21 protein-coding genes and 3 pseudogenes are annotated in these 24,983 nt (G+C 60.2%); 13 read left to right on the forward strand and 11 right to left on the reverse strand.

Annotated elements, in window-relative coordinates; genetic code table 11:
* The first annotated feature begins 245 nt into the window (after positions 1-245).
* A complete protein-coding gene (locus tag C2L65_RS18145; RefSeq protein WP_042304718.1) occupies positions 246-530 on the forward strand; it encodes a hypothetical protein in 285 nt (94 codons plus the stop codon).
* Between the two features lie 435 nt (positions 531-965).
* Here C2L65_RS18145 and C2L65_RS18150 read toward each other — a convergent pair.
* The 3 pseudogenes from C2L65_RS18150 to C2L65_RS18160 all read right to left on the reverse strand — a co-directional run.
* A pseudogene (locus C2L65_RS18150) lies at positions 966-1,502 on the reverse strand (hypothetical protein); the annotation flags it as partial.
* A gap of 54 nt (positions 1,503-1,556) precedes the next feature.
* A pseudogene (locus tag C2L65_RS46600) lies at positions 1,557-1,673 on the reverse strand (hypothetical protein); the annotation flags it as partial.
* A gap of 122 nt (positions 1,674-1,795) precedes the next feature.
* Positions 1,796-1,942, reverse strand: a pseudogene (locus C2L65_RS18160) (TetR/AcrR family transcriptional regulator); the annotation flags it as partial.
* 445 nt (positions 1,943-2,387) lie between these two features.
* Here C2L65_RS18160 and C2L65_RS18165 point away from each other — a divergent pair.
* From C2L65_RS18165 to C2L65_RS18200, 9 genes are all read left to right on the forward strand, one after another.
* Positions 2,388-3,401: an ABC transporter substrate-binding protein gene (locus C2L65_RS18165; RefSeq protein ID WP_042304716.1), complete on the forward strand. Its 1,014-nt coding sequence runs from the start codon at positions 2,388-2,390 to the stop codon at positions 3,399-3,401.
* Positions 3,402-3,501: 100 nt separating this feature from the next.
* Positions 3,502-4,299 carry an ABC transporter ATP-binding protein gene (locus C2L65_RS18170; RefSeq protein ID WP_042304771.1) on the forward strand — a complete coding sequence of 266 codons (798 nt, stop codon included), beginning with the start codon at positions 3,502-3,504 and terminating at the stop codon, positions 4,297-4,299.
* Positions 4,300-4,351: 52 nt separating this feature from the next.
* On the forward strand, positions 4,352-5,185 hold the full coding sequence (locus tag C2L65_RS18175; protein WP_042304715.1) for an ABC transporter permease: 834 nt from the start codon (positions 4,352-4,354) through the stop codon (positions 5,183-5,185).
* Positions 5,186-5,290: 105 nt separating this feature from the next.
* Entirely contained in the window at positions 5,291-6,673 is a 1,383-nt protein-coding gene (locus C2L65_RS18180) for a sensor histidine kinase (protein WP_042304714.1), read from the forward strand.
* On the forward strand, positions 6,670-7,344 hold the full coding sequence (locus C2L65_RS18185) for a response regulator (RefSeq protein WP_042304713.1): 675 nt from the start codon (positions 6,670-6,672) through the stop codon (positions 7,342-7,344). Before C2L65_RS18180 ends, C2L65_RS18185 begins: the two co-directional genes overlap by 4 nt.
* 194 nt (positions 7,345-7,538) lie before the next feature.
* Positions 7,539-8,666, forward strand: coding sequence for a porin (locus C2L65_RS18190; RefSeq protein ID WP_042304712.1), 1,128 nt, complete (start codon positions 7,539-7,541; stop codon positions 8,664-8,666).
* A gap of 107 nt (positions 8,667-8,773) precedes the next feature.
* Positions 8,774-9,088 carry a hypothetical protein gene (locus C2L65_RS18195; RefSeq protein ID WP_156132218.1) on the forward strand — a complete coding sequence of 105 codons (315 nt, stop codon included), beginning with the start codon at positions 8,774-8,776 and terminating at the stop codon, positions 9,086-9,088.
* A 92-nt stretch (positions 9,089-9,180) separates the two neighbouring features.
* Positions 9,181-9,345 carry a hypothetical protein gene (locus C2L65_RS45520; RefSeq protein ID WP_156132215.1) on the forward strand — a complete coding sequence of 55 codons (165 nt, stop codon included), beginning with the start codon at positions 9,181-9,183 and terminating at the stop codon, positions 9,343-9,345.
* 966 nt (positions 9,346-10,311) lie between these two features.
* Positions 10,312-11,457, forward strand: a complete 1,146-nt coding sequence (locus C2L65_RS18200) for a YncE family protein (RefSeq protein ID WP_042304710.1) — start codon at positions 10,312-10,314, stop codon at positions 11,455-11,457.
* Positions 11,458-11,813: 356 nt separating this feature from the next.
* Here the strand turns inward: C2L65_RS18200 and C2L65_RS18205 are convergent, their stop codons facing one another.
* On the reverse strand, positions 11,814-13,514 hold the full coding sequence (locus tag C2L65_RS18205; RefSeq protein ID WP_042304709.1) for a 3-(methylthio)propionyl-CoA ligase: 1,701 nt from the start codon (positions 13,512-13,514) through the stop codon (positions 11,814-11,816).
* Between the two features lie 663 nt (positions 13,515-14,177).
* Here C2L65_RS18205 and C2L65_RS18210 point away from each other — a divergent pair.
* Positions 14,178-14,972, forward strand: a complete 795-nt coding sequence (locus tag C2L65_RS18210; protein ID WP_042304708.1) for an adenylate/guanylate cyclase domain-containing protein — start codon at positions 14,178-14,180, stop codon at positions 14,970-14,972.
* Positions 14,973-15,473: 501 nt separating this feature from the next.
* On the opposite strand, the gene C2L65_RS18220 is transcribed toward C2L65_RS18210, so the two are convergent.
* The 6 genes from C2L65_RS18220 to C2L65_RS18245 are packed head-to-tail and all read right to left on the reverse strand — an operon-like array spanning position 15,474 to position 20,772.
* Complete coding sequence (locus C2L65_RS18220; protein WP_233446573.1) at positions 15,474-16,532, reverse strand: Gfo/Idh/MocA family protein; 1,059 nt, start codon at positions 16,530-16,532, stop codon at positions 15,474-15,476.
* On the reverse strand, positions 16,486-17,337 hold the full coding sequence (locus tag C2L65_RS18225) for a sugar phosphate isomerase/epimerase family protein (RefSeq protein WP_042304706.1): 852 nt from the start codon (positions 17,335-17,337) through the stop codon (positions 16,486-16,488). Before C2L65_RS18225 ends, C2L65_RS18220 begins: the two co-directional genes overlap by 47 nt.
* Positions 17,252-17,671 carry a Dabb family protein gene (locus tag C2L65_RS47300; protein ID WP_081920732.1) on the reverse strand — a complete coding sequence of 140 codons (420 nt, stop codon included), beginning with the start codon at positions 17,669-17,671 and terminating at the stop codon, positions 17,252-17,254. The genes C2L65_RS18225 and C2L65_RS47300 overlap by 86 nt, the downstream gene beginning before the upstream one ends.
* A 2-nt stretch (positions 17,672-17,673) precedes the next feature.
* The gene (locus C2L65_RS18235) at positions 17,674-18,843 is read right to left on the reverse strand and encodes a dihydrodipicolinate synthase family protein (RefSeq protein ID WP_042304704.1); all 1,170 of its coding nucleotides are present in this window, start codon (positions 18,841-18,843) and stop codon (positions 17,674-17,676) included.
* A gap of 7 nt (positions 18,844-18,850) precedes the next feature.
* Complete coding sequence (locus C2L65_RS18240) at positions 18,851-19,630, reverse strand: 3-ketoacyl-ACP reductase (RefSeq protein WP_042304703.1); 780 nt, start codon at positions 19,628-19,630, stop codon at positions 18,851-18,853.
* Positions 19,627-20,772, reverse strand: coding sequence for an acyl-CoA dehydrogenase family protein (locus C2L65_RS18245; protein WP_042304770.1), 1,146 nt, complete (start codon positions 20,770-20,772; stop codon positions 19,627-19,629). Before C2L65_RS18245 ends, C2L65_RS18240 begins: the two co-directional genes overlap by 4 nt.
* A gap of 202 nt (positions 20,773-20,974) precedes the next feature.
* Here C2L65_RS18245 and C2L65_RS18250 point away from each other — a divergent pair, with 202 nt between their 5' ends.
* Positions 20,975-22,519, forward strand: a complete 1,545-nt coding sequence (locus tag C2L65_RS18250; protein WP_042304702.1) for an acyl CoA:acetate/3-ketoacid CoA transferase — start codon at positions 20,975-20,977, stop codon at positions 22,517-22,519.
* A gap of 47 nt (positions 22,520-22,566) precedes the next feature.
* Here C2L65_RS18250 and C2L65_RS18255 read toward each other — a convergent pair whose 3' ends face one another.
* On the reverse strand, positions 22,567-23,250 hold the full coding sequence (locus C2L65_RS18255; RefSeq protein WP_042304701.1) for a TetR/AcrR family transcriptional regulator: 684 nt from the start codon (positions 23,248-23,250) through the stop codon (positions 22,567-22,569).
* A gap of 212 nt (positions 23,251-23,462) precedes the next feature.
* Between C2L65_RS18255 and C2L65_RS18260 the strand changes: the two genes are divergently transcribed.
* Positions 23,463-24,971, forward strand: coding sequence for an aldehyde dehydrogenase family protein (locus C2L65_RS18260; RefSeq protein ID WP_042304700.1), 1,509 nt, complete (start codon positions 23,463-23,465; stop codon positions 24,969-24,971).
* Positions 24,972-24,983: the final 12 nt, after the last annotated feature.

The following is a 24,983-nucleotide window of genomic DNA, read 5'->3' on the forward strand; positions in this document are numbered from 1 at the left end:
GTTCGGGTCCGTATCACCCAATCGCCGATTGGGATCGGCTGCAGCCGATAAACTGATCCGTCAGTGATGTTGCGAATGCGGTAAGTTTCAATGGTTGGATGTCATGTGCGTGCAAAACACGCATGAGAGTCTGTCGAAGGATTTTTAAAAGGCTAGCGTTGTCGGCTCCACTAGCAGAGTTGCAACGAGCTCGTTGCAGCATCATGTCGACTTGATAAGCGGGCCACCCTGTACAGGAGATTGATTTGACCGAGCGCTCGTCTGAATCTCGCGTTACTGGATATCCCGGTGACTCGTTCGAACGATTGTTTATCGACCTGGGCGAACATTCGGCACACAAAGCGCTTCTTCTACTCACAGACGCGATTCATTGCCAGCAGCGCGACATGAACGCGTACGACTGGCTTTCGGGTGCGCTCCCCGGAGCGACCTTGAAACCGGCATTCGCGTTCGGTACCGTTGGCGAGCTTTATCGCTCCTTTGTGAGGCCGACGGAGTTTGCACGTCTGAACGCACTGCGACGCTCGTAGCAGATTTGCTGCCAGTCGAGGTGGCGATAGTCGAGAACGCGTCTCATAACTCAGCGCCTGACCCTCGGTGGCGCGTGCAAAATACACTTTCGCTTTCTCGCCTCCACCTTGCGGCCGGTATCGACCGGGTGGTACACCTCGACACAGATATCTCGGCCGCATCGGACGAGCAGATGCGTGGCCTTGACCAGATCAACGGCGCGATGATTCAGCTCGGCGACGCCAGTAGCGCAACGCGGCATTAGTCGAAGAGGCAACGGCGGCAGAGACGCTAGAAGAACAGGCCAATCAGCAATGCCACATGCTGATGGCGTTTCGTCTCAGCAGCAGGATGAGTGAAAGTGGAGAACGGCAAGAAGGGCGTCGGGGAACACCAGCAGACAGCAACTACAGTTGCGTCTCGGAAGAACTTCGGTAAAAAAGCCAGCGCCCGTCGGCTTTAAGTGGCGCACGAGGTTTAGGCTGTTCGGGCATTTCGCCTCGACTATTCCTGACGGCTCTGGGCGACCCGCCCGCTACTTTCTTTGGCATTTGCGCTTCCTCGGACAAACTATCTTCAAGAATTCGTTGCTGCTCGACATTCAGGGCGGAAGCCAGCTTAAGTGCTTCAGGCTCGACGTCATGTCCGTCATCCGTTTGAATGAAGTCGAGCGGTGACTTCAGGCGTGCAATGGTCTCGGCCGCAAGCGCAGGATTGGGCTGATCAAAAAAGCCATGCGGTAACCCAAGCGTAGTTTCCATGTGAAAGGCCGTCTCGGGCGTGAACCTCTCGCCCTTCATCAGTTCGCCCACGCGCGTCATGTTCGATTCAAGTGCTATTGCGATATTCTCTGCGCCTACCGCATCGACCAGAAACTGAAAAGATCGTGTTTTGAAAATGGAGGCAGTCTGGGCGGAGTCGCGGGGAGGCGCCTTCACATACGGTTGTCCCTGCCGGTTGGGCGGAGATTTTTTTTCGTGGCGCGGTTGCATCAACCGGTCTGTCTCGGCCACCGATGCGCCAGGCGCGGTGTGATAGTCGAGTACGAACCCGCCTTCGTCCATGGTTGGCATGAATCCGCTGCCGACCTGCGTGAACGCGAACGCGACAACGGCAATGAGAGGCACAACGCCGACGAGGACGAGCAAGGGTTTCGAAGTCACATGTTCGATCAGATACGCGTATCGACTGTTTATCCAGGTGGCGAGCCGCGTTTCCTTATGTTCGTCCGCATCCTTCGCCTTGAGCCATCGACGGCGAGCGCGTTATTCATTTCATTCATCAGCTCCGCCAGGGCCACCGACACCGCACCGGCGCGGTTAGCGGCTTGGGCAAGCAGCGGCTCCCGCGATGGAAAGTGCGCGTAGAAGCCACCATGTGTCAGGCCGGCCTCCTTCATGATGTTGGCGACTCTTGTCCCGTCGTAGCCGCTAGCAATCTCGAAAGAGATCAAGGCGTCCGCCAGGCAGCGCCAGCGCGCGCAGATCTTCAGAATGTTGAGCCTGAGCTTGGTGTTTCATGGATAGCGCGACGCGAACTGATAGCACGAAGATTGGTGCCGCCCGTATCGGTGGAATTCAGTTGCGAGCGGATATCGGAGGTGCTGTTGAAGCGCAGCCCCAACACGCAATGGCCTTCGTGCTCGTGGGCGCCAAAGACGCTCAAGTCGAACGGCACGTGGTTGGCACCGACGGTGTTGGCTCCGATGCCCTCGCCGACGTCCGCGGGGAATGGGAGATCACGCCATGCATCATGGAAATCCCGTACGGAAGGTGCGTCTGCGTGAAAGCAGGAAGAAGGGTTTGCACCTCTAGAATCCCGCCATCGACACAGACAGTCGGCATTGGGCCGGCTCCCGATAATAACGGAGACAATCGATGCGCCACACCTTCCGCACGTTTCGCCATATCGCCCTCGCATCTAGCCTGTTATTCGGTATTGCATCGCAACATGCCATGGCCGACGAATCGGGAAAGATTACGATCATGGTCGGCGGAATTACGAAGCTGATTTATCTGCCGGCACGCCTTACGGAACAGCTTGGCTATTTCAAGGATGAAGGGCTCGATGTCGAGCTGCTGTCGCAGCCCGCCGGTGTCGACGCCGAAAACGAACTGCTCGCGGGCGCTGTCCAGGGCGTCGTCGGTTTCTACGATCACACCATCGACCTGCAGACCAAGGGTAAGGAGGTCAAGGCGATCGTCGTGTTCGGGCAGGTGCCGGGCGAGGTCGAGATGGTCTCGACAAAGTCCGCCGACGCGATCAAGTCGATGGCCGACGTCAAGGGTAAGACGCTCGGCGTGACGGGCCTCGGCTCGTCGACGAGCTTTCTTACGCAATACCTCGCTGGCCAGCACGGCATCCAATCGACCGGATACACAATGCTGCCCGTCGGCGCCGACGCGAGCTTCATCGCCGCGATCAGGCAAGGCCGCATCGATGCGGGCATGACCACCGAACCCACCGTTTCGGCGCTGCAGAAATCGGGCGAGGCGAAGGTGCTAGTCGACATGCGCTCGGTCGACGGCACGAAGGCCGCGCTCGGCGGCACCTATCCGGGGGCGAGCCTCTACGTGCAGGCCGCATGGGCGGAGTCGCACAAGGCTCAGGCCGGCAAGCTTGCGCATGCGTTCGTGCGCACGATGCAATTCATCCACACGCACAGCGCGGAAGAAGTCGCCGCGAAGATGCCGAGCGACTACCAGAAAGACAAAACGCTCTACGTAAGCGCGCTGAAGGCTTCGCTTCCGATGTACACGTCGGACGGCAAGATGCCCGACGACGGCCCGGCCACTGTGTTGAAGGTGCTGTCGGCCTTCAACCCGTCGGTCAAGGGCAAGCATGTGGACCTGGCCAGAACCTACACGAATGAATTCGTCAGCGCGAAGTAAGCCGGTGTTAGCCGAATGCATTCGTGCGTCAGGTGCAGCCTGACTTTATTGCGCTTCGGAGCCGCTTCGCGCGGTGCCGGTTTTTCCCAGGATGTTCCCGATGAATCAAGTTCTACCCAAAGACGCACCGGTTATCGAATTCCGCTCTGTGTCGTGCCGCTTCATTTCTCCCGACGGCAAGGCAACCGTCGCCTTGCGCGATTTCAGCATGTCCGTTGCGCAAGGCGAATTCATCGCAATTGTCGGCCCCACGGGCTGCGGTAAATCGACCACGCTCAGCATGATCACGGGGCTGCTGAAGCCCACCGCCGGCGAGGTTCACCTGATGGGCGCGCCCGTCAACGGCATCGATCCGCGCATCGGCTTCGTGTTTCAGGCAGACGCGGTGTTCCCGTGGCGCTCGGTGCTCGACAACGTGGCGGCCGGCCCGCTCTTTCGCGGCCGCTCGAAATCGGCGGCCTATGACGAGGCGAACCAGTGGTTGCGCCGCGTTGGTCTCGAGAAGTTCGGCAAGCATTATCCGCATCAGTTGTCGGGCGGCATGAGAAAGCGTGTGGCGCTCGCGCAGACGTTCATCAACAAGCCGGAAATCCTGCTGATGGATGAGCCGTTTTCCGCGCTCGACATGCAGACTCGCACGCTGATGCAGGACGAACTACTGCAGTTGTGGTCGGCGAATGCGGGATCGGTGGTGTTCGTCACGCACGACCTCGAAGAAGCGATCGCGCTCGCGGACCGCGTGTTCGTGCTGACCGCGCGTCCGGCGACGCTCAAGAAGGTCTACGAGATCGACCTGCCGCGTCCGCGCGTCACGTCGGAGGTTCGCTACGATCCGCGCTTTATCGAAATTTCGCGCGATATCTGGCACGACTTGCGCGAGGAAGTACAAATTGCTTAAAACGACGGCACAACGGAATACACTCATGGCATCTCGTGATAGCTCTGTGAAGATGGAGTTCGACGGCGAATCGGCGGCCAGGATCGAACAGATCGCGCGACGCAAGCTGCGGCAGCGGCACGCCCTGATCATCGGTCTGCGGATTCTCGTGCTTGTGCTCCTGCTCGGCGGCTGGGAACTCTGCGGGCGCCTGAAATGGATCGACCCATTCTTTTTCTCGATGCCGTCGTTGATCTTCCTGCAGATCGTCGACTGGTTCCAGAACGGCACGTCGCAGGGGCCGCTGCTCGTACAGGTGTGGGTTACGCTTGAAGAGACCTTGATCGGCTTCTTTATCGGCTCCGTTGCCGGGATCGTGTGCGGTGTCGTGCTGGGACGCAACAAGCTGCTCGCCGACGTGTTCGACATTTACATCAAGATCGCCAACTCGATACCGCGCGTGGTACTCGGCTCGGTGTTCGTGATCGCGCTTGGCCTCGGGATGGCCTCCAAGGTTGCGCTCGCGGTGGTCATGGTATTTTTCGTCGTATTCGGCAATGCCTTCCAGGGCGTGCGCGAAGCCGACCGCTACATGATTGCGAACGCGCAGATCTTGGGCGCTTCGAAACGCCAGCTGACGACCTACGTCGTGATTCCATCGGCGCTGTCGTGGATTCTCGCGAGCCTGCACGTGAGCTTCGGCTTTGCCCTGGTCGGCGCGGTGGTCGGCGAGTTCCTCGGCTCCAAGCAAGGTATCGGTCTGCTGATTTCGACCGCACAGGGGGCATTCAACGCGAGTGGCGTGTTCGCGGCGATGATCGTGCTGGCCGTGGTCGCACTCGCTACGGACTATCTGCTGACCACGTTGGAAAAGCGTTTGCTGAAGTGGAGGCCCGCTGCGTTCTGAGGCTTGCTTCTTAAAGACAGCCGTCCTTGCCGGAAAAGGCAAGGACGGTGTCGCGTTTTGCCGGCCTCATCATCGGTACGGCCGGATCATGTTGGAGAGTGTTGAATGTTGCTTAGCCTGCGTGCGCGTCTGCTGTTGTGGTTGCTGCTGCCGCTCGCGCTCTTTGTCTTCGTAACCGACTACATGTCGTACGTTGCCGCGTGCCAGACCGCCGACCTGCTGCAAGACGCCGCATTGCTGTCCTCCGCGCGAACCATCATCGAAGACGTCGACTGGGAGAACGGTGCGCTGACGGCGAATATCCCGCCTGCCGCGCTCGAAATCTTCGAATCGCCTTATCAGGACCACGTGTTCTACAAGGTGGTCGCCGGCCGCGACCGGCTGCTCGGCGGCAGTCCCGATCTCACGTTGCCAGCGGGCAGCACCCGGTACCCGGTGTTCTACAACACCCGGCTGGGAGAACTGCCGATTCGCGCCGTGGCCTATGAACGGCAGTTGTACGACTCGGGCAAGGCCGAGCAGGTCACGGTGATCGTCGGCAAGACTCAGGCATCGCGGCAGGCCATGGTGAAAGATCTATGGCGTCCGCAATTGATTCGTCAGTGGCTGATGCTTGCGCTGGTCGTGGTGCTCGTGCCGTTCGGCCTGACCATGGAATTGCGGCCGTTGATGAAGCTCAAGGACGATGTCGCCGATCGCGAGCCGATGGAGCTTGAGCCAATCCGCGTGCATCATCTGCCGTCCGAGCTGCGCCCGATCGTCGATGCGATCAACCAGTGCATCGCGAGGCTGAAGCTGCATACGACAACGCAGCGGCAATTCATCGCCGATGCGGCGCACCAGTTGCGCACGCCGCTGACGCTGCTCAACACGCAGGTGCAATGCGCGACCCAATACGATCCGCGCGATCCGGCATTGACGGAGGCATTGACGGGCATTCGACGCACGAGCGAGAAGATGGCGGACATGACGAGCCAGTTGTTGTTGCTCGCTCAGGCTGAATCGGTGTCGTTGCCGCTCGTGCAGGCCAGGGTGGATCTGGCGGCGGTGGTGTCGTCGGTGCTGGAGGAACTGGTGGTCGCGGCGCAGCGGCGCCAGATCGATCTCGGCGCCGAGTTGGCTGAGGGCACCTATGTGGCGGGAAGCGAGAGTCTGCTCGCGGCGCTCGTGTCGAATCTCGCCGACAACGCGATCCGCTACACGCACGAGGGAGGAAGCGTGACTGTGCTTTGCCGGCGTGAGGGTAATCACGTGTTGCTGCAGGTGGTGGACAACGGTCCCGGCATTCCAGCCGAAGCGCGCGCGCATGTGTTCGAGCGGTTTTACCGGGTCGCGAGCGATGTCGAGGGCTCCGGGCTGGGGCTTGCGATCGTCCATCAGATTGCGCTGTCGCACGGCGGTACGGTTACCATGGCACCGGGCGAAGGGCGGGTTGGACTCGTCATCACGGTTCGCCTGCCCGCGTGGAGGAATGAGGAAAGAGAATGAAGCTGTTGCTTGTCGAAGACAATGTCGAACTCTCGCACTGGATCGTTAACCTGCTACGCGCGGAGAATTTCGCCGTCGATTGCGTGCTTGACGGCGAATCCGCAGATTCCGTGTTGACTACCCAGCGCTACGACGTGGTGCTGCTCGATATGCGTCTGCCGCGCATGAGCGGCAAGGACGTGCTCGCGCGCCTGCGCCGCAGGCGCGACAACGTGCCGGTGCTGATGTTGACCGCGCATGGTTCGATCGATGACAAGGTCGACTGCTTCAGCGCCGGCGCGGACGACTACGTTGTGAAACCCTTCGATGGCCGTGAGTTGGTGGCGCGCATCAAGGCGCTGATCCGCCGGCAGTTGAGCGATAAATCGGGCTGGCTCATGTGCGGCGACTTGCAGTACATCTCCGACACGCGAGAGTTCCGCCACAGTGACGTGCCGCTGAACCTGCGGCGTCGCGAGCACGCGATCCTGGAAACGCTGATGCTGCGGCAGGGCAAGACGGTTTCGAAGACCACGCTGATGGACAGCGTGTTCGGCCTCGACGACGAGCCGAGCGCGGACGCCATCGACATCTACATCCACCGCCTGCGCAAGCACCTCGCGGGTTCGACCGCGCAGATCATGACGCTGCGCGGTCTTGGCTACATCCTGAGGACGAGGGATGCGCTGTGAGTGGATGCAAGTTTTAATTTGCCTATATCAGTAATATCACTAAGTTGTACGAATCAGACGCGAAAGGAGCGTGAAGGATTGAGGTAATTAGGATTCGTCTCATCCGCTGTTCGCCATAGCGGCCGGGCAACCGGCAGGCAGTAACCGGCAGCGGACAAATCAGAAATTCAACGCAGCAATCTGAGGAGACGATCTTGAAGCAAAAGTACCTCGCGTTCGCCGTCGCAGCCGGCGCCATGGCAGCGAGCAGCGCGCACGCGCAGTCCAGCGTTCAGCTGTACGGCCTGATCGATCTGAGCGTTCCTACGTATCAATCGCATGCCGACGCAAACGGCAATCACGTGATCGGCATGGGCATCGGTGGCGAGCCTTGGTTCAGCGGCAGCCGCTGGGGCGTGAAGGGTGCCGAAGACATCGGCAACGGCACCAAGATCATCTTTCGCCTGGAAAGCGAATACCGGGTGAGCGATGGCCAGATGGAAGACCCGGGCCAGATATTCGATCGCGACGCGTGGGTCGGCGTCCAGAACGACACGTTTGGCAAGTTGACGGCGGGCTTCCAGAACACGATCGCGCGCGACGCCGCAGCGATCTATGGCGACCCATACGGCAACGCGCAGCTCACGACGGAAGAGGGCGGCTGGACGAACGCCAACAACTTCAAACAGATGATCTTCTACGCAGGGAGCGCGACGGGCACCCGTTACGAGAACGGCATTGCGTGGAAGAAGCTGTTCGACAACGGTATCTTCGCGGCCGCGGGCTATGCGTTCGGCAACTCGACGAGCTTCGGCAACAACGCCAACTACCAGGTCGCCCTCGGCTACGACGGCCCCGCATTTGCCGTGTCGACGTTCTACAACCACGTGAATCGCCAGGGCTTCACGAACCAGACGTACTCGGTCGGCGGCAACTATACGTTCGGCATCCTGCGTGCTAACGCTGGCTATTTCCGCTATTGGGGAGACCAGGGCGCGCTCGGACAGCGTCAGGACAACTCATGGACGGTATCGTTCAAACTGTCGCCGAAGGGCGCACTCGACTACGAGCTTGGCTATCAGCAAATGCGCGTGCATAACGCTGCATACAACAGCGACGGCAATATCCCGAACGCGAACATCGGTGCGTTCGATTCGACCCTGGGCATCCACAACGGCTTCAAGGAAACGCTATACGGCTCGATCTTCTATCACCTCTCGAAGCGTACGGAAGTCTACCTGGCCGCTGACTACATGAGGCTGCACGGCGGCTACACGGTTGGCAGCACTTTCGGTGCGACCAATCAGGTCGAGGCGACCACGGGTATCCGTACGCGCTTCTGATCCGCGTTTCATCTCCTCGCAGTATGCTCCATCAAAGGAGCTCCGGATTGCGGCAGCGGACTTGTCCGCTCGCCGCTTTTTTCTGGTCGATGCATCAAGAGGTCATCATGTTCAGCGACGCTTCCATCCGCGTGGCGCTGACGGTGCCCGTGCTCGCGCGTATGCATGTCAAAGTGGTCGCCAGCAAGCGCGAGCTTGCCGGTTGCACGGCGCCGGCAACGTTCGAGCGAAGCCGGGAGGCGTTGGGCTGCTTGTTGCACGCGAAGCGCAACTGCATATTGAACGAGCTGCTGACGCCCGATGTCGCTGCACGCGATCAGGATGATTTCATGAACATCCGCACGACAACACGACGCGCGCCGGATGCCGGGGAGGCGCGTTTCTGTTCGAGCGGCGTAACGGATCAGCCTGGTCTCGTTTAGGCTGGTTGAGACCGAAAACCGGACGCACGCAACCAACTACCTCGGTCCGTAGTCTAAATTGTTAGCTCGGCTTTGCGAAAAGGAGGCGAGCAATGAGCAAGCTATCAGTCGTCTGCTGGGTTTGCACGGCCTTGTGCCTTTGTGTTCTTGCTGGCGTCGCGGGATGCGACGCGCTCAGCGGACCGCCCGCCCTGGAATGGCCAGGCCCACACGCGCCGTATCCGTTCCCGGACGATATCCCGCATCGCACCTCGTAAACACTGCTGCACACGGCCAGAGGGCCGGCCGTTGTGTCGCGACCTCGCGCGCGCGTCCGCACCAGGGATCCCTGTTCTAGCGCGGCTCGGAGGATAAGGGGCGATCTTCGCAACGCAATACTGTCAGGCCGCACAGATGATATGGGCGCCAAGGCTCACCGGTCCGTTCGGACCTACGTTCATGCCCTTTGCCCGGCACGCTACACAAACGCCGTTAGCCGATGCTATTCCCTCAACCTTAGATTAAGCTTAAGAAAATCTAATTTTTTGAACATTTTAAAGTTTGATCTTATTTTTTAATCGAGAATTGAGTCATTCATTAATTTCATTAAATTTGAAGATTTCCGTTTTGGCGCCTTATCGTTTTAGTGAATGGACGCGATGCCAGGCGTTTTCCCTTACGTCATGCCTCTTTCTCCCAATGCATCTCTTTCCTCACCCTTATTCTCGCTTTCCATTTCATAACCGAGTCTTACAGGGTGACAATTCTAATTCGCGTGGCCGATACCAAGGTCGACGTATCGTAGATCCATGTGCCTTGCGGCAACTATTCCTCCACGTCTCCGCGGATAGGTGCCACGGTCCATAGCCACGTCAGCGATATTACCGAATGCGGCATTGCAGCGTGATTGGTATTTCTGGTCGATTTGTATCGCTTCTCATTGCTATTTCTGATTTTCGATGAGCGTTCAATATTACGAAGACATCAATCCGGTGAGAATTGAATATTTCGTGTTCCATACGTTCATTCAAATCTCTGTATACAAACCATCAATTTATTTTCTGTGCATTATTGCCGCGCATTCCTCATCCTTACCGCTGTAACGAAGCACTGCATCAAGCCGTTTCGAAGAAATGGATGACGTGAGCCCACGTGAGCGATGAATCATCGAGGCGCTCCAGCAGATCCTGTGCAGCACTCAAGCATTTCCCCCACCTGTTTTTGCCGCTCAAAGGAGCCGACTGATGAACAAACCGTTATTGGCCTTCCTACTCGTCGCGACGGTCGTAGTCGCCGGATGCGGCGGAGGAGACAGCTCCACTTCGACTCCGGCATCATCGACACCCGCACCCACGCCGTCTAAGCTGCTGACGAACATTGCCGTACCCAATGCTACGACACCAGCGTTTAGCTTCGATATCGGCTACACGGAAGCGGGCAAGTACTATCTGGCGGATCGAAATAACAAAGCCGTCGATGTCTTCGATACGAAATCGAATACGCTGATCGCGCAGATTCAAGGAGGCTTTACCGGCGCAGGCGCGAGTACGGATGCGTCCGGGCCTGACGGGATCGTGGGTGTGACGGGAATGAATACGCTGTATGTGGGCGACGTAGATTCCGTGAAGATCGTCGATACGTCTGCAATGAAAACGGTCAAGACGATTCCAATCAGTACATCAGGCTCGCGTGTCGATGAAGGCTGCTACGATCCCGACGATCATCTCATCATGTTCGCAAGCCCTGGCGAGACTCCGCCGTACGTGACTTTCATTTCGACCACGACGCAAGCCGTCGTCTCGAAACTGGTCTTCAACGGCTCATCGGGACTGGAAGCTTGCACGTACGACCCATCCTCAAAGAATTTCCTGATCAATAACGACGGAACGGCGGCAAACCCGGACGGCGAACTCGACGTTATCGCCGCCACTTCCGTCACGTCTGGTACGCCCACTGTCAGCAAGTCCTTCCCGCTCGGCAAATGCGGACCCACTGGCATTGCACTCGGTCCTAACGGCGATGTGTTGATCGGTTGCGATCCGTCTGCGGGTAGTCCGCTGATCACGTTGATTCTCGATCGCAACACGGGTTCTCCACTCGCCTCGGTACCGTTCGGAGGAACGGACCAGGTCGCATACGATCCGACGTCCAACCGCTACTTCTTGCCGGCGCGCCATTGGGTGACGAGCGGCACGGCGGCGGCATCGGGTTTCACTCCGCAAATGGGTGTGATCGACGGGGCGACGCGCAAGCTGCTCTACACCGTCGCGGTGGGAACCGGCGCGCACTCGGTTGCAGTCGATAGCGACCTCGGTCAGGTCTATGTGCCGTTCCAGGCAGGCGTCGCTGCATTCCCGAATGGTGGAGTTTCGGTTTTCGCCACGAAGTAGTCGGTTCATCCTATAGGTGACCTTCGCACGAGACTTCGGTCGTCGCAGTGCTCAGCCAGTGGACAGGAAAATTGTCGGCTGGCTTTTATCACTTCTTTCACTGGAAAGAACGACAGCGTTGGGGCGTTGGAGCCTGGTGAGTGCAGCCGGCCATGAAGGAACATTCGACCGAACTTTCGCGCAGACGGTCAAACGTCGGGACCGCCTCTGCAAACGGTCTTCCGGGCGTCTCCACACTCCGTTCGCGCGCGTCTCCCGGTGCGGATCTGCCGGTAAACCTAGACGCTGAAATCCGATTGCGCCGATCGCACGAATCTGCACCACCGTGATGGAGGTCCTTTAGCAGCTTCCTACAATCATTCGGGCACAGGCGTTGACCCGGAGCCCGCCATTCCCCGATCGGCAAGTGGACAGTTCTCGATATTGCGAGCCGACGACAATATGTGATCGCGGAACTGCTCGCGTAGCCTCAGCTTATTCACCTTCCCAGTCGCGGTGTGAGGAAGCTCGTCGACGAAGACGACATCATCTGGAATCCACCACTTGGCGACCTTGCCTTCGTAGAATCCAAGCAACTCCTCTGGGGTCACGTCGGCATTGGGGCGCTTTACGACCACCAGCAGCGGCCGCTCTTTCCAGTTCGGATGCGCGCAGGCAATACACGCGGCTTCCGCCACCGCGGCATGCGCGACCGCCAGGTTCTCTATTTCGATCGAACTGATCCATTCGCCGCCGGACTTGATCAGATCCTTGCTGCGATCAGTGATGCGCATGAAGCCGTCGTGATCAATAGTTGCAACGTCACCCGTCGGAAACCAGCCATCGATAAGCGGCGACACATCGTTGCGGAAATAACCGTCGATAACCCATGGCCCGCGCACGTGCAGGTCGCCGAACGCAACGCCGTCCCACGGCAGTTCGCGCCCCCCGTCGCCAACGATTTTCATGTCGACGCCGTAAATCACATGTCCCTGCTTCTCGAGCAGCCTGCGCTGCTCGTCCGGCGAGCGCATCGTCTGCTCCCGGTTGAGTCTTGACACGGTACCGAGCGGCGACATCTCCGTCATGCCCCACCCATGGATGGCCTGGACCCCATAGTCGTCCCTGAACATCCTGAGCAGTGCAGGCGGGCACGCCGATCCGCCAATCACCGTGCGCTCCAGCGACCCAAAGCGCAGGCCAGCTTCGCGCACGTAGTTCAGCAGTCCGAGCCACACGGTCGGCACACCCGCCGAATAGGTCACGTGCTCGGCCTCCATCAGCTCATAGAGCGACTTGCCGTCCAGATCCTTGCCTGGAAGCACGAGCTTCGCACCCGTCAGCGGCGCGGCATGGGGAATGCCCCACGCGTTCACATGGAACATCGGGACGACCGGCAGCGCGCAATCGCGCGCGGACAGGCCTGAGGCGTTGGGCAGCGACACGCCGTATGCATGCAGCACGGTCGAGCGGTGCGAGTACAGCGCGCCCTTCGGATTGCCCGTCGTGCCCGACGTGTAGCAGAGATAGGACGCGAGCCGCTCGTCGAGTACCGGCCAATCGAAGTCACCGTCCTGTGCGCACACGAGCGCCTCGTAGCCAATGACCGGCGTTGCCAACCGGAGCAGATGCGCGTCGTCGGCGAGCGCGATCCAGCCTTGCACGTTCGGGCATTGGGGCGCGAGCACGTCGACGAGCGCGGCAAAGGTGGCGTCGAACATCACGTAGCGGTCGTCGGCGTGATTGACGATATAGGCGATCTGCTCGGGAAAAAGCCGTGGATTGATCGTGTGACACACGGCGCCGAAACCAGTCGTGCCGTAGTACGTCTCCAGATGCCGGTAGCCGTTCCATGCGAGCGTGCCGATCCTGTCGCCTGCTTCGACGCCTAGCGCGATCAGCCCCTGCGCGAGCTGCTTTGCGCGCTTCTCGCAGTCGCGATACGTGTAGCGATGCACGTCGCCCTCGATGCGTTTTGACACGATCTCTGTCGTGCCGAAAAAGCGTGAGGCATGCGCGAGCAACGAAGAAACCGTCAACGGCACGTCCATCATTTGTCCACGCAGCGGTGTCGTCATGGCTGAGTCTCCGTGCTGTGCTCGCGAACTTGAATAAAGTGGGTAAGAGGACCGGCCGGAACGGTATGGCGGGGCCAGGCTTTCGAGTGCAATGAGCGAGCACTCGCGTTCTCAATGTTTCCCGTTGACGCGTGGTGGCTGACTGCGCACGCTCGAATCGGCCGGATGAAAGCCGGGCTATCGGCTTTTGCGAAACTCCAATTGGTAACTCCCGTTCAATGATTCAAGATAGGTTAGCCCCAGACGCGTTGCAAATGGCTAACATGAAAATTGCTGGTGTTTCGCGCTCGTGGCCGTTGCGACCGTGCAAGCGGACGATCAGCAGAACATCACGGCCAGGCGAGATAATCTGTCTTGACCGACAATCAGCTAACGACCTCGGTGAGATAGCCACACGTCCCTTTCTCAACGTCAAGCCGCCGAGAATGTCAGGTTCGCTCCCAGCAACCGCGTGATACTTCGCACAGCGTCAACATACCGCCAGACAATTTCGCCACGTGCATGACGTATAGCTCGTATTCCCACAAAAAAGTGCCTTGCTCCCGAGCTATCCTCCTATTTCGGTAGTATGGATTTACTGACCACTGACCCCGTTCCATTCCTTGCTCTTTGCTAGATGCCTCGGGCTGGCAAGCAAGTTGCGGTCGTCACCGAAGTCTGGCCATGGAAACGCTCGCATCGTGGCTGCGCCGCCTCGGGCTTGACCAGTATGCGCCATTGCTCGAATCCCATGGCATCGACCTGCATTCGCTGCCGCTCCTCTCCGAGAAGGATCTCGTCGAACTTGGCGTGCGGCTCGGGCACCGCAAGCTTCTGCTAAAAGCAATCTCCACACTCAACAACGACGGGCGCGCAGCGCCTCCGCTATCGCAACCCGCCAGGGATGCCGAGCGCCGTCAACTTACCATCCTGTTTTGCGATCTCGTTGGCTCGACACAGCTTACGCAGCAACTCGACGCGGAGATGCTCAGGAATATCATGCACGCTTACCAGCGCACATGCGCCGATATCGTTTCGCGCTACGCCGGTCATGTGGCGCAATACATCGGCGACGGCATCGTCGTGTACTTTGGCTTTCCGCAGGCGCATGAGGATGACGCGGAGCGCGCCGTGCGCGCTGCGCTCGATATTGTCTCCGCCGTCGGCAAGATTGCAGGTCCAACCCCGCTGCAAGTGCATATCGGCATCGCAACCGGTTCAGTCGTTGTCGGCGACAATGGCGCGAGCGATGGTTCCATTTGGAATTCGGCGGTGGGCGAGACCCCCAACCTTGGCGCGCGTTTGACCGCACTGGCCGGTCCTGATCAGATCATGGTTTCGTTATGCACCCATCGCTTGCTTGGCAATACCTTCATTACCGAAGATCTGGGCGAACAGATGTTGCTTCGAGCTTGTCGAGCTTCTGCTCCGGCGTGTCGTCGCGTTCGAACCCACAAGCGCGCTCGAATGGTTCGATAAGTGGGTAGAAGAACCGTCATTGCGAGGCGCTGGGTTATGTTGATGCAGGGCTCGCGCGGATCGATCGGACGGTCATCGAACACCGTGCGGAGCATGAGGTGCGACTCCTTGTTCAGGGTGCCGCCTGGCGGTTCAACATTTCGATAAGGATCTGAAAAAAAATTCAGATGCGTTGTCGTCTACCGACTCGCGACAATTTGAGAAAGGCAACAGCATCGCCGTGAGTCGTGCGACGTGTTACATGTGAGTTAACCCCGATCGTGCTTTGGCCGTTCGAATCGCTTCGTCGAAAGACGAGGCGGTTGCCACATGGCGATGGTTCACCGTGACCAGCCATTTATTGTCCCGTAGACACCAACGGATTTTCCCACTCTCCATTAACGCGGAGAACCATCGCCATACAGAGGCGTCCTCGGCGTTTGCGCATGCGGCAGCCAATGCGCGAGCCTCGTGAAGGTGATGTGTATCGATTGTTTGTGAAGCGAGTTTCATCGCGGGTGCCTAGCGGGTCGCATGCGACAGGATCTGGTCGATGACAAGCTGGTTGCCAAGCGAGTTTTCCAGAGTGAATGCGATCGAATCACTGCGTTCGAGCAGCACAGAGCCGAAATTCTCGACCATCGACTGATACTGATCCACACCGCCGAAATCGAACGTTTCGACAACGCCGCTGGCATCGGAACGAAGTCTGATTTTCGCGTCGGCATACACGCCTGCATTGAATGGCGCGTCCAGGGAAAGCCAGCCTTTGGAACCATGGAAGACCATATGTTGCCGCCGCGCAAGCTGCGTTCCGCAGTAGAAGTTCAGGCGAAAACCCGGGAAGTCCAGCGCGCAGATTGCAAGTTTGTCGGTGCCATAGCGTGGGTCGATCGTAATGTCGGCGCGCACTGAGAAAGGTTCAAGGCCGGTCGCGATCCGCGTCGTCACCACCGGGTAGACACCGATATCCCGCACGCCACCGCCTCCAAGCACGAGGTCGTTCTTGAGGGCGGTAGGGTCGTCATTGAAATACGTGAAAGAGCCTTCCACGAGTTCGAGATTGCCTAGCGAACCGTTCGCGATCCGATCGCGCACGAACGCCCATTGCGGATGATGCGCCACCATGAATGCTTCGGCGCATACGAGTCCGGTCGCATCGCGAAGCGCGATGAGTTCCTGAACCTGAGCGGCGTTCATCGCGATTGGCTTCTCGCACAACACGTGCTTGCCCGCGAGAAGTGCCTTTTTGCACCACTCGAAGTGACTGGCCGTCGGCAACGGTATATACACCGCATCGACTTCTTTGCTCGCAATGACTTCATCGTAGTTCGCGCACGAGGCGGCTATGCCGTGCTTTGGCGCGAACGCTGCGGCACGCTCGCCATCGCGGGCAGCTACGCAGACCGCGCGGCCGTTGCTCGATCGCTGGATTGCGGGCACGACGAAGTTGTCGGCGATTCTGGCGGCACCGAGCACGCCCCAGCGGATCATGTCCCTCATGGCTGTCTCCTCGCGTAATTGGTTAGGTTCGTTAACACACCGTCTGAAGCCGCTCCGCGCAGACGCGAAGCACGTCATCCGGATCCCGGCGCCACCAGTTCTCTTTCGAAAATATCTCCACCTCGACCAACCCGTCGTATCCATTGCGTTCGACGCGTTCACGCAATGCGGACAGGTCGACGACACCATCGCCCATCATGCCGCGGTCAAGCAACAGGTCGCGCGTTTCGCGCAGCCAGTCGCATACATGAAAGGCGAGAATCCGCTCGTTGCGGCCAGCCGCCGCGATCGACGCCTGCAACGCGGGATCCCACCAGCAGTGGTATGCGTCGACAGCCACCCCGAGAAAGCCGGAGCGCTCAGGATCGAGCGCGTCACAGAGGTCCAGTGCTTGCGCCAGCGTGTTGATCACGGCCCGGTCTGCTGCATACATCGGATGCAGCGGCTCGAGCGCGAGCGGGACACCGAACTCACGCGCCGTTTCCAGCAACTCCGCGATGCCATCGGAGACCTGCGCGCGGGCTCCGCGCAAATCGCGGCTCCCTTCAGGCAAGCCACCGACCACCATCACGAAGCACCGTGCGCCCAGCGTTGCGGCGTCGCGCAAGGCGGCCTTGTTGTCGTCGATATTCGCGTCGAACTGCGCTCGGGTCGCAGCCGGCAAGTATGTCGAACGGCAATAGCCGGTGACGGTTAAATCGAGCGCTTTGATCTGCTTCGCGACCTCCGCAACGTTCACTTTCTCCACTTCATGACGCCAGGGCGCAATGCCGCCGAATCCTGCGCTGGCGATCCGGTCAATCGTGCGGCTGAGCGGTTCGCGATGACCGAGCGTTGCCGTGTTGATGGAGCACAGGTCGAGTCTTTCTTTCAGGTTTCTCATGGCTGTCCAGAGTGATATCGAAGACGAGCAGTCCGTGAACGCCGCCTTCCAGTGCTTCGATAAGCCGCGCAACGATCGCGCGATGAGTCGGATGCGCGAGATAGATAAAACACTCGTCGCGGCTGTCGAAATCCATCATGAAGCCATCGGCGAGATCCAGACCGTATCCCTCTGGCGAGATGTTTGGCCCGCACTGGAAGTTCGTGAATGCGATCTCAGGTATCTCCGCAAGCCGCCTGATTTGCTCGAAGAAGGCGAGGCGACTCGGCGCCGCCACTTCACTGCGGAATCGACACAGCACGATGTGTCGCACAGGCCCTTTTGAGGGGATCATGGTCAGTCTCTACAGCCGAGCGATGCCATGACCGCGCGTACGCGCACGATGGCGTCTTCAGGATCGCGGAGAAGGCCAGCCTGATCCGCGAGGCGGAATACGTCTGCGAGATAGGCGGGCGGGCGCATGCCATGGTGACCGCCGAGCATGAAGAAGTGATCCTGGAACCCATTCAGGTATGCGAGGAACACGACGCCTGTTTTGTAGTACTGCGTCGGCGCCCGGAAGATATGGCGCGACAGCGGTACTGTCGGTGCGAGCAGCGCGTTGAACGTGTCGAGATCGTTGCCCGCGAGCGCGTCCAGGGCCTGCGATGCGGCGGGGGCGATCGCGTCGAAGATGCCGAGGAGCGCGTGCGAGTATCCCGCGGCGTCGCCTGCGATCAGGCCGGGGTAATTGAAATCGTCGCCCGTGTACATCTTGACTGCGGGCGGCAATTGCCGGCGGAAGGAGATTTCCTTGGCGTCGTCGAGCAGCGATATCTTGATGCCGTCGACGCGATCGACGCTGTCGCCGATCACACCGAGGCAGACTTGCGCCGCGCTCTCGCAATCCGACGCTCCCCAGTAACCAGCAAGTTCAGGATCGAACATCTCGCCGAGCCAATGAAGAATCACCGGCTCATCGCACATGGCCAACACTTCGCGATAGACACGCCGATAGTCCTCCGGCGAGCGGGCCACGCGGGCCAGTGCGCGGCTCGCCATCAGGATGACGCGTCCGCCGATGCGTTGAATGGCTTCGAGCTGCTCCGCGTATGCGCGGATCACCTGGTCGCAGTTTGTAATCGAATTCGGTGCGACGTGATCAGTGCCGCAGCCGGACGCGATCAACGCGCCGGGGATATCGCGCGTGCCTTCAATCGTGCGGGTGATCAACTCGAGCGCGCTGTGCCAGGACAGACCCATGCCTCGTTGTGCGGTATCCATTGCTTCGGCAATGCCGAGCCCTTGCCTGAGCAGGTAGCGGCGATATTCGAGCGTACGTTGCCAATCGATTGCGGGCGCTTCATTGAGTTCGCTGGCGCGTAGTGGATCGGCCACCACATGCGCGGCCGAATAGGCAATACGGTTGAACGGCCGGGCAGGTGCGCGGACGTCGAGCGGCGTGCCTTGCAGGCGATAGCTATCCATCGTGCCGAGCGCGGTCGGAAGTTTGAGTGTCAGGTTCATATGCGTGTCAGTATTTGGTCACAAGCAGGCCGCCGTCGATACGGATAGCCTGGCCAACGCTATAGGGCAGTCCGCCTGTCGCCAGCGTGCGCACAGTGGTCGCGACTTCCTGGGGCACGCCCCATCGCTTGATGGCTGTGAGGCCTTGTTCTATCTGGGCGTCGTAGCGTGCGCGGGACGGCGCCGTCATTTCCGTTTCGATCAGACCGGGCTGCACTTCGTAGACGCTCACGCCGTGCTCGGCGAGCCGCAATGAAAACAGCGTGGTCGCCATCGACAGACCCGCCTTCGATACGCAGTACTCGCTGCGCAACGGCGAGGCCGCGACCGCATTCGACGATGTGATCGTGATGACGCTCGGATGCGGCGCAACACTGGGCCGGGAGCGCGCGAGGAAGTGCTTCGCGAACGCCTGGGTCAGGAAGAACGTGCCGCGCGTGTTCACAGCGATGCAGCGGTCGAAGCTCTCAGGCGATACATCGAGCAGGTCGCCTCGCGACATCACCGAGACGCCCGCGTTGTTCACGAGGCAATCGATCGAACCACCGAGCCGTGCTTCGATATCGAGCAGCGTGGAAGGATGCGAGTCGATGTCGGCGAGATCGGATACGACGGCGATCGCGCGGGCGCCTGTCTGTTCGACTTCGGCAACCGCCTGATCCAGTTCCTCCGATGCCACAGCGTCAGTGAGCGCAACATCGAACCCTGCGCGGCCGAGCTCGATTGCAATCGCTCGCCCGATGCCGCGTCGACTGCCCGTGACGAGTGCGATAGGACGGTGGCTCATATCGCCGCTCCATTGGCAATCAGATCGCGAGCGATGATCGTGCGCTGGATCTGGTTCGTGCCTTCGTAGATCTGCGTGATCTTCGCGTCGCGATAGAGCCGTTCGACTTCATAGCCGCGAATGTAGCCACTGCCGCCAAAGATCTGCACTGCGTTGGCGCTGTGCTTGACGGCCGTGTCGCCCGCGAAGCATTTGGCCATCGAGCAGGCGATGCTTGCGCGGTCGCCGGTTTCAAGGCGTTCAGCCGCGTCATGCACGAGCAGCCGTGCGGCCCGAATGTCTTTCGCCATATCGGCGAGCATCCACTGGACGCCCTGAAAATCGGCGATGTGACTGCCGAACTGTTTGCGCGTCTGCGCATACTCCAGCGCCGCTTCGAGACCGGCCTGCGCGATGCCTACAGCCAGCGCGGCGATGCCCACGCGGCCCTTGTCGAGCACGCTCATCATGATGTGAAAGCCACGGCCTTCCTGTCCGAGCAGGGCGTCGTGCGGGAGTTTGACGCGGTCGAAATGCAGTTCTCCGACTTGCGATGCACGCTGGCCCATCTTGTGTTCTTTCGGACCTTTCGATACGCCCGCCAGATGGCAATCAACGATGAAGATGCTCATGCCGCGCTTGCCGGCCGCCGGATCGGTGCGTGCGAGCACGAACGCCAGATCTGCAACCGGTGCGTTGTGGATCCAGAGCTTGGCGCCGCTGAGTTCCCACCCGTCGGCAGTGCGCGTCGCGGTGGTGCGAATGCCGGACACGTCGGTACCGGCGTCCGATTCGGTAATGCAGTAAGCCGGCCGGAGGGCTGCGCGCAACAAGGGCTCCATGTACTTCGCGCGCTGCCCGTCGGTGCCGTGAACACTCAGTAGCGTGCCGACCAGTTCGAGCAGGCCGCACTGGTCGGCGACCGACGCATAACCGCGCGACAGCTCTTCCATCACAAGCGCGTAAGCGGTGACGTCGAGCCCGGCGCCGCCAAATCCCTCGGGCACGGTAATGCCGAACAGGCCTAGTTCACCCATCTGCTTGTAAATCTCCGCGGGGAATCGCTCCTCGCGGTCCAGTTCCTCGGCTAGAGGGCGAATCACTTCCTGCGAAAAGCGCCGTGTCATGTCGCGGATCTGCTCATGCGTTTCTGAGAGCTTCATGTCGTCTCCATCCTTGCTCGTCATACCTGATTGTTGCGGTGCAGCGTGTCGGTGCAGGTAAACCCGAGCGCCGCGCAATACCCCTTGAAATCAGATGTTTCGTGTGCCAACATTGGCAACAAGTAACCATCTGGTGGGTTATTTAAGACCAACGAAACGCCGCTGTCAACGGGTTTTGCGGCCGATCTGAAAGGAGAGAGCAGTGAGCAAGTGGAAGGAGGCTGCTGACGCGGTCGAGCAGATTTTCGACGGCGCGACGATCGCGCTGGCAGGTTCGGGAGGCGGTCTGCTCGAAGCGGACGCCGTGCTTGCGAAGCTCGAGCAGCGTTTCCTCGAGACCGGGCATCCGCGCGATCTGACGGTCGTGCATGCGCTGGGTATTGGCGACGCGCAGGGCAGTGGGCTGGGACGCTTTGCACATGCCGGCATGGTCAAGCGCGTGATCGGCGGGCATTGGAGCTGGGCGCCGTCGATGCAGAAACTCGCGAAAGAAAACGCCTTCGAGGCCTACAGCTTTCCAGCTGGCGCGATCTCCACACTGCTGCGGGAAATCGGCGCGGGGCGGCCCGGCCTCGTCACACATGTGGGCTTGCGCACTTTCGTCGATCCGCGCATCGACGGCGGCAAGATCAACGAGCGCGCGACCGAAGACATGGTCGAACTGGTTACGCTCGATGGACGCGAATACCTGCGTTACAAGCCATTCACGGTCGATTTCGCAATCGTGCGCGGCTCGTCGGCGGACGGGAGCGGCAACGTCACGCTGCGCCGCGAGCCGGCCGATCTGGACGTCTATGCCGCCGCGCTCGCGGCCCATAACTGCGGCGGCCGCGTCATCGTGCAGGTGAAGGAGCGAGAGCCCGAAGGATATGTGCCCGCGCGCCTGGTTCGTATTCCCGGCATCCTGGTCGACGCGCTCGTCGAAACGCCCGAACAGGTGCAATGCGTAGTGTCGGATTACGATCCAGCGCTCAGCGGCGAAGCGCTGTGCCCGATCGGCGACGGCTTCTACGAAGTGCCAACAGGCATCCGCCGCATCATCGCCGCGCGGGCGGCGAGCGAGTTGCGTGCCGGGCAGTCCGCCAATTTCGGCTTCGGCATTCCAGGCGGCATCCCCGCCTTGCTGGCGGAACAGGGGCGGCTCGGCACGTTCTGGGGATCGGTCGAACAGGGCATCCACAACGGCGCAATGCTCGACGGTCCGATGTTCGGCACGGCACGCAATGCGGACGCGATCCTGTCGAGCGTCGACCAGTTCGATTTCTATAGCGGCGGCGGTGTCGACGTCTCTTTCCTTGGCATGGGCGAAATGGACGCCGAGGGCAACATCAATGTGTCGAAGCTGGGCTCGACGGTCGTGGGTCCTGGCGGCTTTATCGATATCACGCAGGGCGCGCGAAAGATCGTGTTTTGCGGGAGCTTCGAAGCAAAGGGTCTAGCGGTCGAACAGGCGGGCGCACGTCTGAACATCGTGTCGCCGGGCAGCGTGCCCAAGCTCGTCGATCGCGTGCAGCACATCACCTTCAGCGGCGAGCAGGCGCGCCTTAGCAATCAGGAAGTGCTGTATGTGACCGAGCGCGCGGTGTTTCGCCTCGAGGCAGACGGCGTGCGTCTGATCGAGGTCGCGGAAGGAGTCGATGTCGAACGCGACGTGCTGGCACGCATGGCATTCAGGCCGCTCGTCGATGAAGCGTTGCTCGCGCGCTCGAAGCAGAGCGTGCCTGCGACGCAGGAAAAGGTGGCGTGATGCCAGGGCGCGCGAAGGGCGGTTGCGTACTCCGCGCGCCCGGGTTGTCAGGGGCGCACGATTCGCAGGATGGTCTCGATGTTGAACTCGAGACGGCTTTTCAGCGCTGCCTTGTCCATGAAGTCGATGTCGAAGATGACACCGCTCGTGAAACGGTTCGTCAGGTAGTAGTAGCCGATAGCGGCCATCGTGATGTGCAGTTGCCGTGCGTCGACACCCGAACGAAACACGCCCGCTTCGACGCCGCGATCGAGGATGCGCTGCAACATGGAGATAAAGCCCTGGTGCAGATCGTGGAACCGCTGAGACTTCTTGACGTGGCGTGCCTTATGAAGATTTTCGCTGTTCACGAGCGTCATGAACTCCGGGTTTCGAAGGTAGTAGTTCCAGGTATGCGTGGTCAGCGCAACGAGCGCGTCGTCCGGCGAGAGATGGTCGAGATTGAGCTTCTGCTCGGCGGAACGGATGTCGGCGTAGGCATCTTCAAGAACGGCGACGAAGAGCTCCTCCTTGCTGCCGAAGTAGTGATAGATCATCCGCTTGTTGGCTTTGGAGCGCGTCGCAATCGCTTCGACACGCGCGCCGGCCAGGCCGAGTTTCGCGAATTCTTTTTTCGCCGCTTCGAGGATGTTGGCCCGGGTAACCTCCGGGTCACGCTGCCGGGGCTGCCGCGTGACAACCGCTTCTGCGGACTTCGATGCGCGTCGTTGGGGCGTGGTTGCAGCGGTCATATGGGTCGTAGAGAAGTAGGGTTGATACGCCGGTACAGGGGCCTAATGACGGTGACTATAAACCAAAAGGCCGGTTGTCAGGAAGTAACTGGATGGTGCAGAATTGGGCCAACAACATCGCGCTTCAGGCCAGGGACAGGGCGACGACACTGCCCTCGACGAGAAATGGTTGCGAGCGACGCCGTAAAGAATTGCACATATTGGAGGCAGGAATGAAAGATCTGGGTGAACTGGCAGCCTCGCTGCGCTTACCGTCCGAACCGGTGCGTACGCCGATGTTCATCGACGGCAAGGACTATTCGGGCGCAGATAGCGAATGGGTAACGCGCAAGAGTCCGGGGCATGGCGTGCCGGTGACGGCCACGACGCGGGCATCGAAGCGTGACCTGAATGTCGCCGTCGCCGCCGCGCGGCGTGCATTCGACGACGGCCGCTGGTCGCGGCTGTCGGGCGAGGCGCGTGCAGCGGTGCTGCTGAAAACGGCGCAACTGATTCGCGACAATGTAGAGACGCTGGCGTATCTCGAGACCCTCGAAAGCGGCAAGCCCATCGGCCAGTCGCGCGGCGAAGTCACTGCGGCGGCAGGGATCTGGGAATATGCGGCGGGGCTTGCCCGCGTCGTGCATGGCGACTCGCACGACACGCTCGGCCCCGACATGTTCGGTCTGGTTGTGCGGCAACCGGTCGGCGTGGTGGGCATCGTTACACCGTGGAATTTCCCGTTCTTCATTCTTTCGGAACGTTTGCCGTTTGCTTTGGCTGCGGGATGCACGGTGGTCGTCAAGCCCGCGGAACTGACGTCGACCACGACGCTCAGGCTCGCCGCGTTGCTCACCGAGGCAGGCCTGCCCGATGGCGTAATGAACGTCGTGACGGGGCTCGGTTCGGTGGTCGGCCAGGCACTCGCCGAACACATGGACGTCGACATGATTTCATTCACCGGCTCGACGCCCGTGGGCCGCTCGGTGCTCACGGCCGCTGGCGGCAACATGAAAAAGGTCGGGCTGGAACTGGGCGGCAAGAATCCGCAGATCGTCTTCGCCGATGCCGATCTCGACGATGCAGCCGATGCCATCGCCTTCGGCATCGCGTTCAACGCGGGTCAGTGCTGCGTGTCGGGTAGCCGCCTCGTCGTTCACCGCTCGGTCGAAGAAGAACTGGTCGAGCGCGTGAAGGCGGTACTTGGAAAGGTGCGGGTTGGCGATCCGCTCGACGCGTCCAACCACGTCGGCGCCATCGTCGAAGCGCGGCAGTTCGACAAGATTCGCGGCTTCATCGACGCCGGCACGCGCGATGGTGCGCAACTCGTCTGCGGCGGCACTTCCAGCAATGAAGGCGAGCGCTTCTTTATCCAGCCGACGGTGTTTCGCAACGTGCAGCCGGGCAGCACGCTCGCCCAGGAAGAAATTTTTGGACCGGTGCTCTCGGTCACTGCCTTCGATACCTTCGAGCAGGCCATCCAGTTGGCGAACGGCGTGCCGTACGGCCTCGCGGCAAGCATCTGGACTCGCGACCTGCAAGGCGCATTCAAGAGCTTGCGCGAGGTGCAGGCCGGGCGCATCTGGATCAACTGCACGATCACGGGCGGTCCCGAACTGCCGATCGGCGGTGTCAAGCAATCGGGCATCGGTCGCGAGACGGGGCGCTATGGCGTCGAGGAGTACACGGAACTCAAGTCCGTGCATGTTCAACTCGGCAACCGGCCACGCTGGATCGCGTAAGGCCATTTTTCA

This window comes from Paraburkholderia terrae (assembly GCF_002902925.1).
Classification (GTDB): Bacteria; Pseudomonadota; Gammaproteobacteria; order Burkholderiales; family Burkholderiaceae; genus Paraburkholderia; species Paraburkholderia terrae.

Coding starts and splice junctions, on each gene's coding strand:
- C2L65_RS18165 (WP_042304716.1), top strand. CDS start 2,388: ATGCGCCACACCTTCCGCACGTTTCGCCATATCGCCCTCGCATCTAGC.
- C2L65_RS18170 (WP_042304771.1), top strand. CDS start 3,502: ATGAATCAAGTTCTACCCAAAGACGCACCGGTTATCGAATTCCGCTCT.
- C2L65_RS18175 (WP_042304715.1), top strand. CDS start 4,352: ATGGAGTTCGACGGCGAATCGGCGGCCAGGATCGAACAGATCGCGCGA.
- C2L65_RS18180 (WP_042304714.1), top strand. CDS start 5,291: ATGTTGCTTAGCCTGCGTGCGCGTCTGCTGTTGTGGTTGCTGCTGCCG.
- C2L65_RS18185 (WP_042304713.1), top strand. CDS start 6,670: ATGAAGCTGTTGCTTGTCGAAGACAATGTCGAACTCTCGCACTGGATC.
- C2L65_RS18195 (WP_156132218.1), top strand. CDS start 8,774: ATGTTCAGCGACGCTTCCATCCGCGTGGCGCTGACGGTGCCCGTGCTC.
- C2L65_RS45520 (WP_156132215.1), top strand. CDS start 9,181: ATGAGCAAGCTATCAGTCGTCTGCTGGGTTTGCACGGCCTTGTGCCTT.
- C2L65_RS18200 (WP_042304710.1), top strand. CDS start 10,312: ATGAACAAACCGTTATTGGCCTTCCTACTCGTCGCGACGGTCGTAGTC.
- C2L65_RS18205 (WP_042304709.1), bottom strand. CDS start 13,514: ATGACGACACCGCTGCGTGGACAAATGATGGACGTGCCGTTGACGGTT.
- C2L65_RS18210 (WP_042304708.1), top strand. CDS start 14,178: ATGGAAACGCTCGCATCGTGGCTGCGCCGCCTCGGGCTTGACCAGTAT.
- C2L65_RS18220 (WP_233446573.1), bottom strand. CDS start 16,532: ATGACGTGCTTCGCGTCTGCGCGGAGCGGCTTCAGACGGTGTGTTAAC.
- C2L65_RS18225 (WP_042304706.1), bottom strand. CDS start 17,337: ATGAGAAACCTGAAAGAAAGACTCGACCTGTGCTCCATCAACACGGCA.
- C2L65_RS47300 (WP_081920732.1), bottom strand. CDS start 17,671: ATGATCCCCTCAAAAGGGCCTGTGCGACACATCGTGCTGTGTCGATTC.
- C2L65_RS18235 (WP_042304704.1), bottom strand. CDS start 18,843: ATGAACCTGACACTCAAACTTCCGACCGCGCTCGGCACGATGGATAGC.
- C2L65_RS18240 (WP_042304703.1), bottom strand. CDS start 19,630: ATGAGCCACCGTCCTATCGCACTCGTCACGGGCAGTCGACGCGGCATC.
- C2L65_RS18245 (WP_042304770.1), bottom strand. CDS start 20,772: ATGAAGCTCTCAGAAACGCATGAGCAGATCCGCGACATGACACGGCGC.
- C2L65_RS18255 (WP_042304701.1), bottom strand. CDS start 23,250: ATGACCGCTGCAACCACGCCCCAACGACGCGCATCGAAGTCCGCAGAA.
- C2L65_RS18260 (WP_042304700.1), top strand. CDS start 23,463: ATGAAAGATCTGGGTGAACTGGCAGCCTCGCTGCGCTTACCGTCCGAA.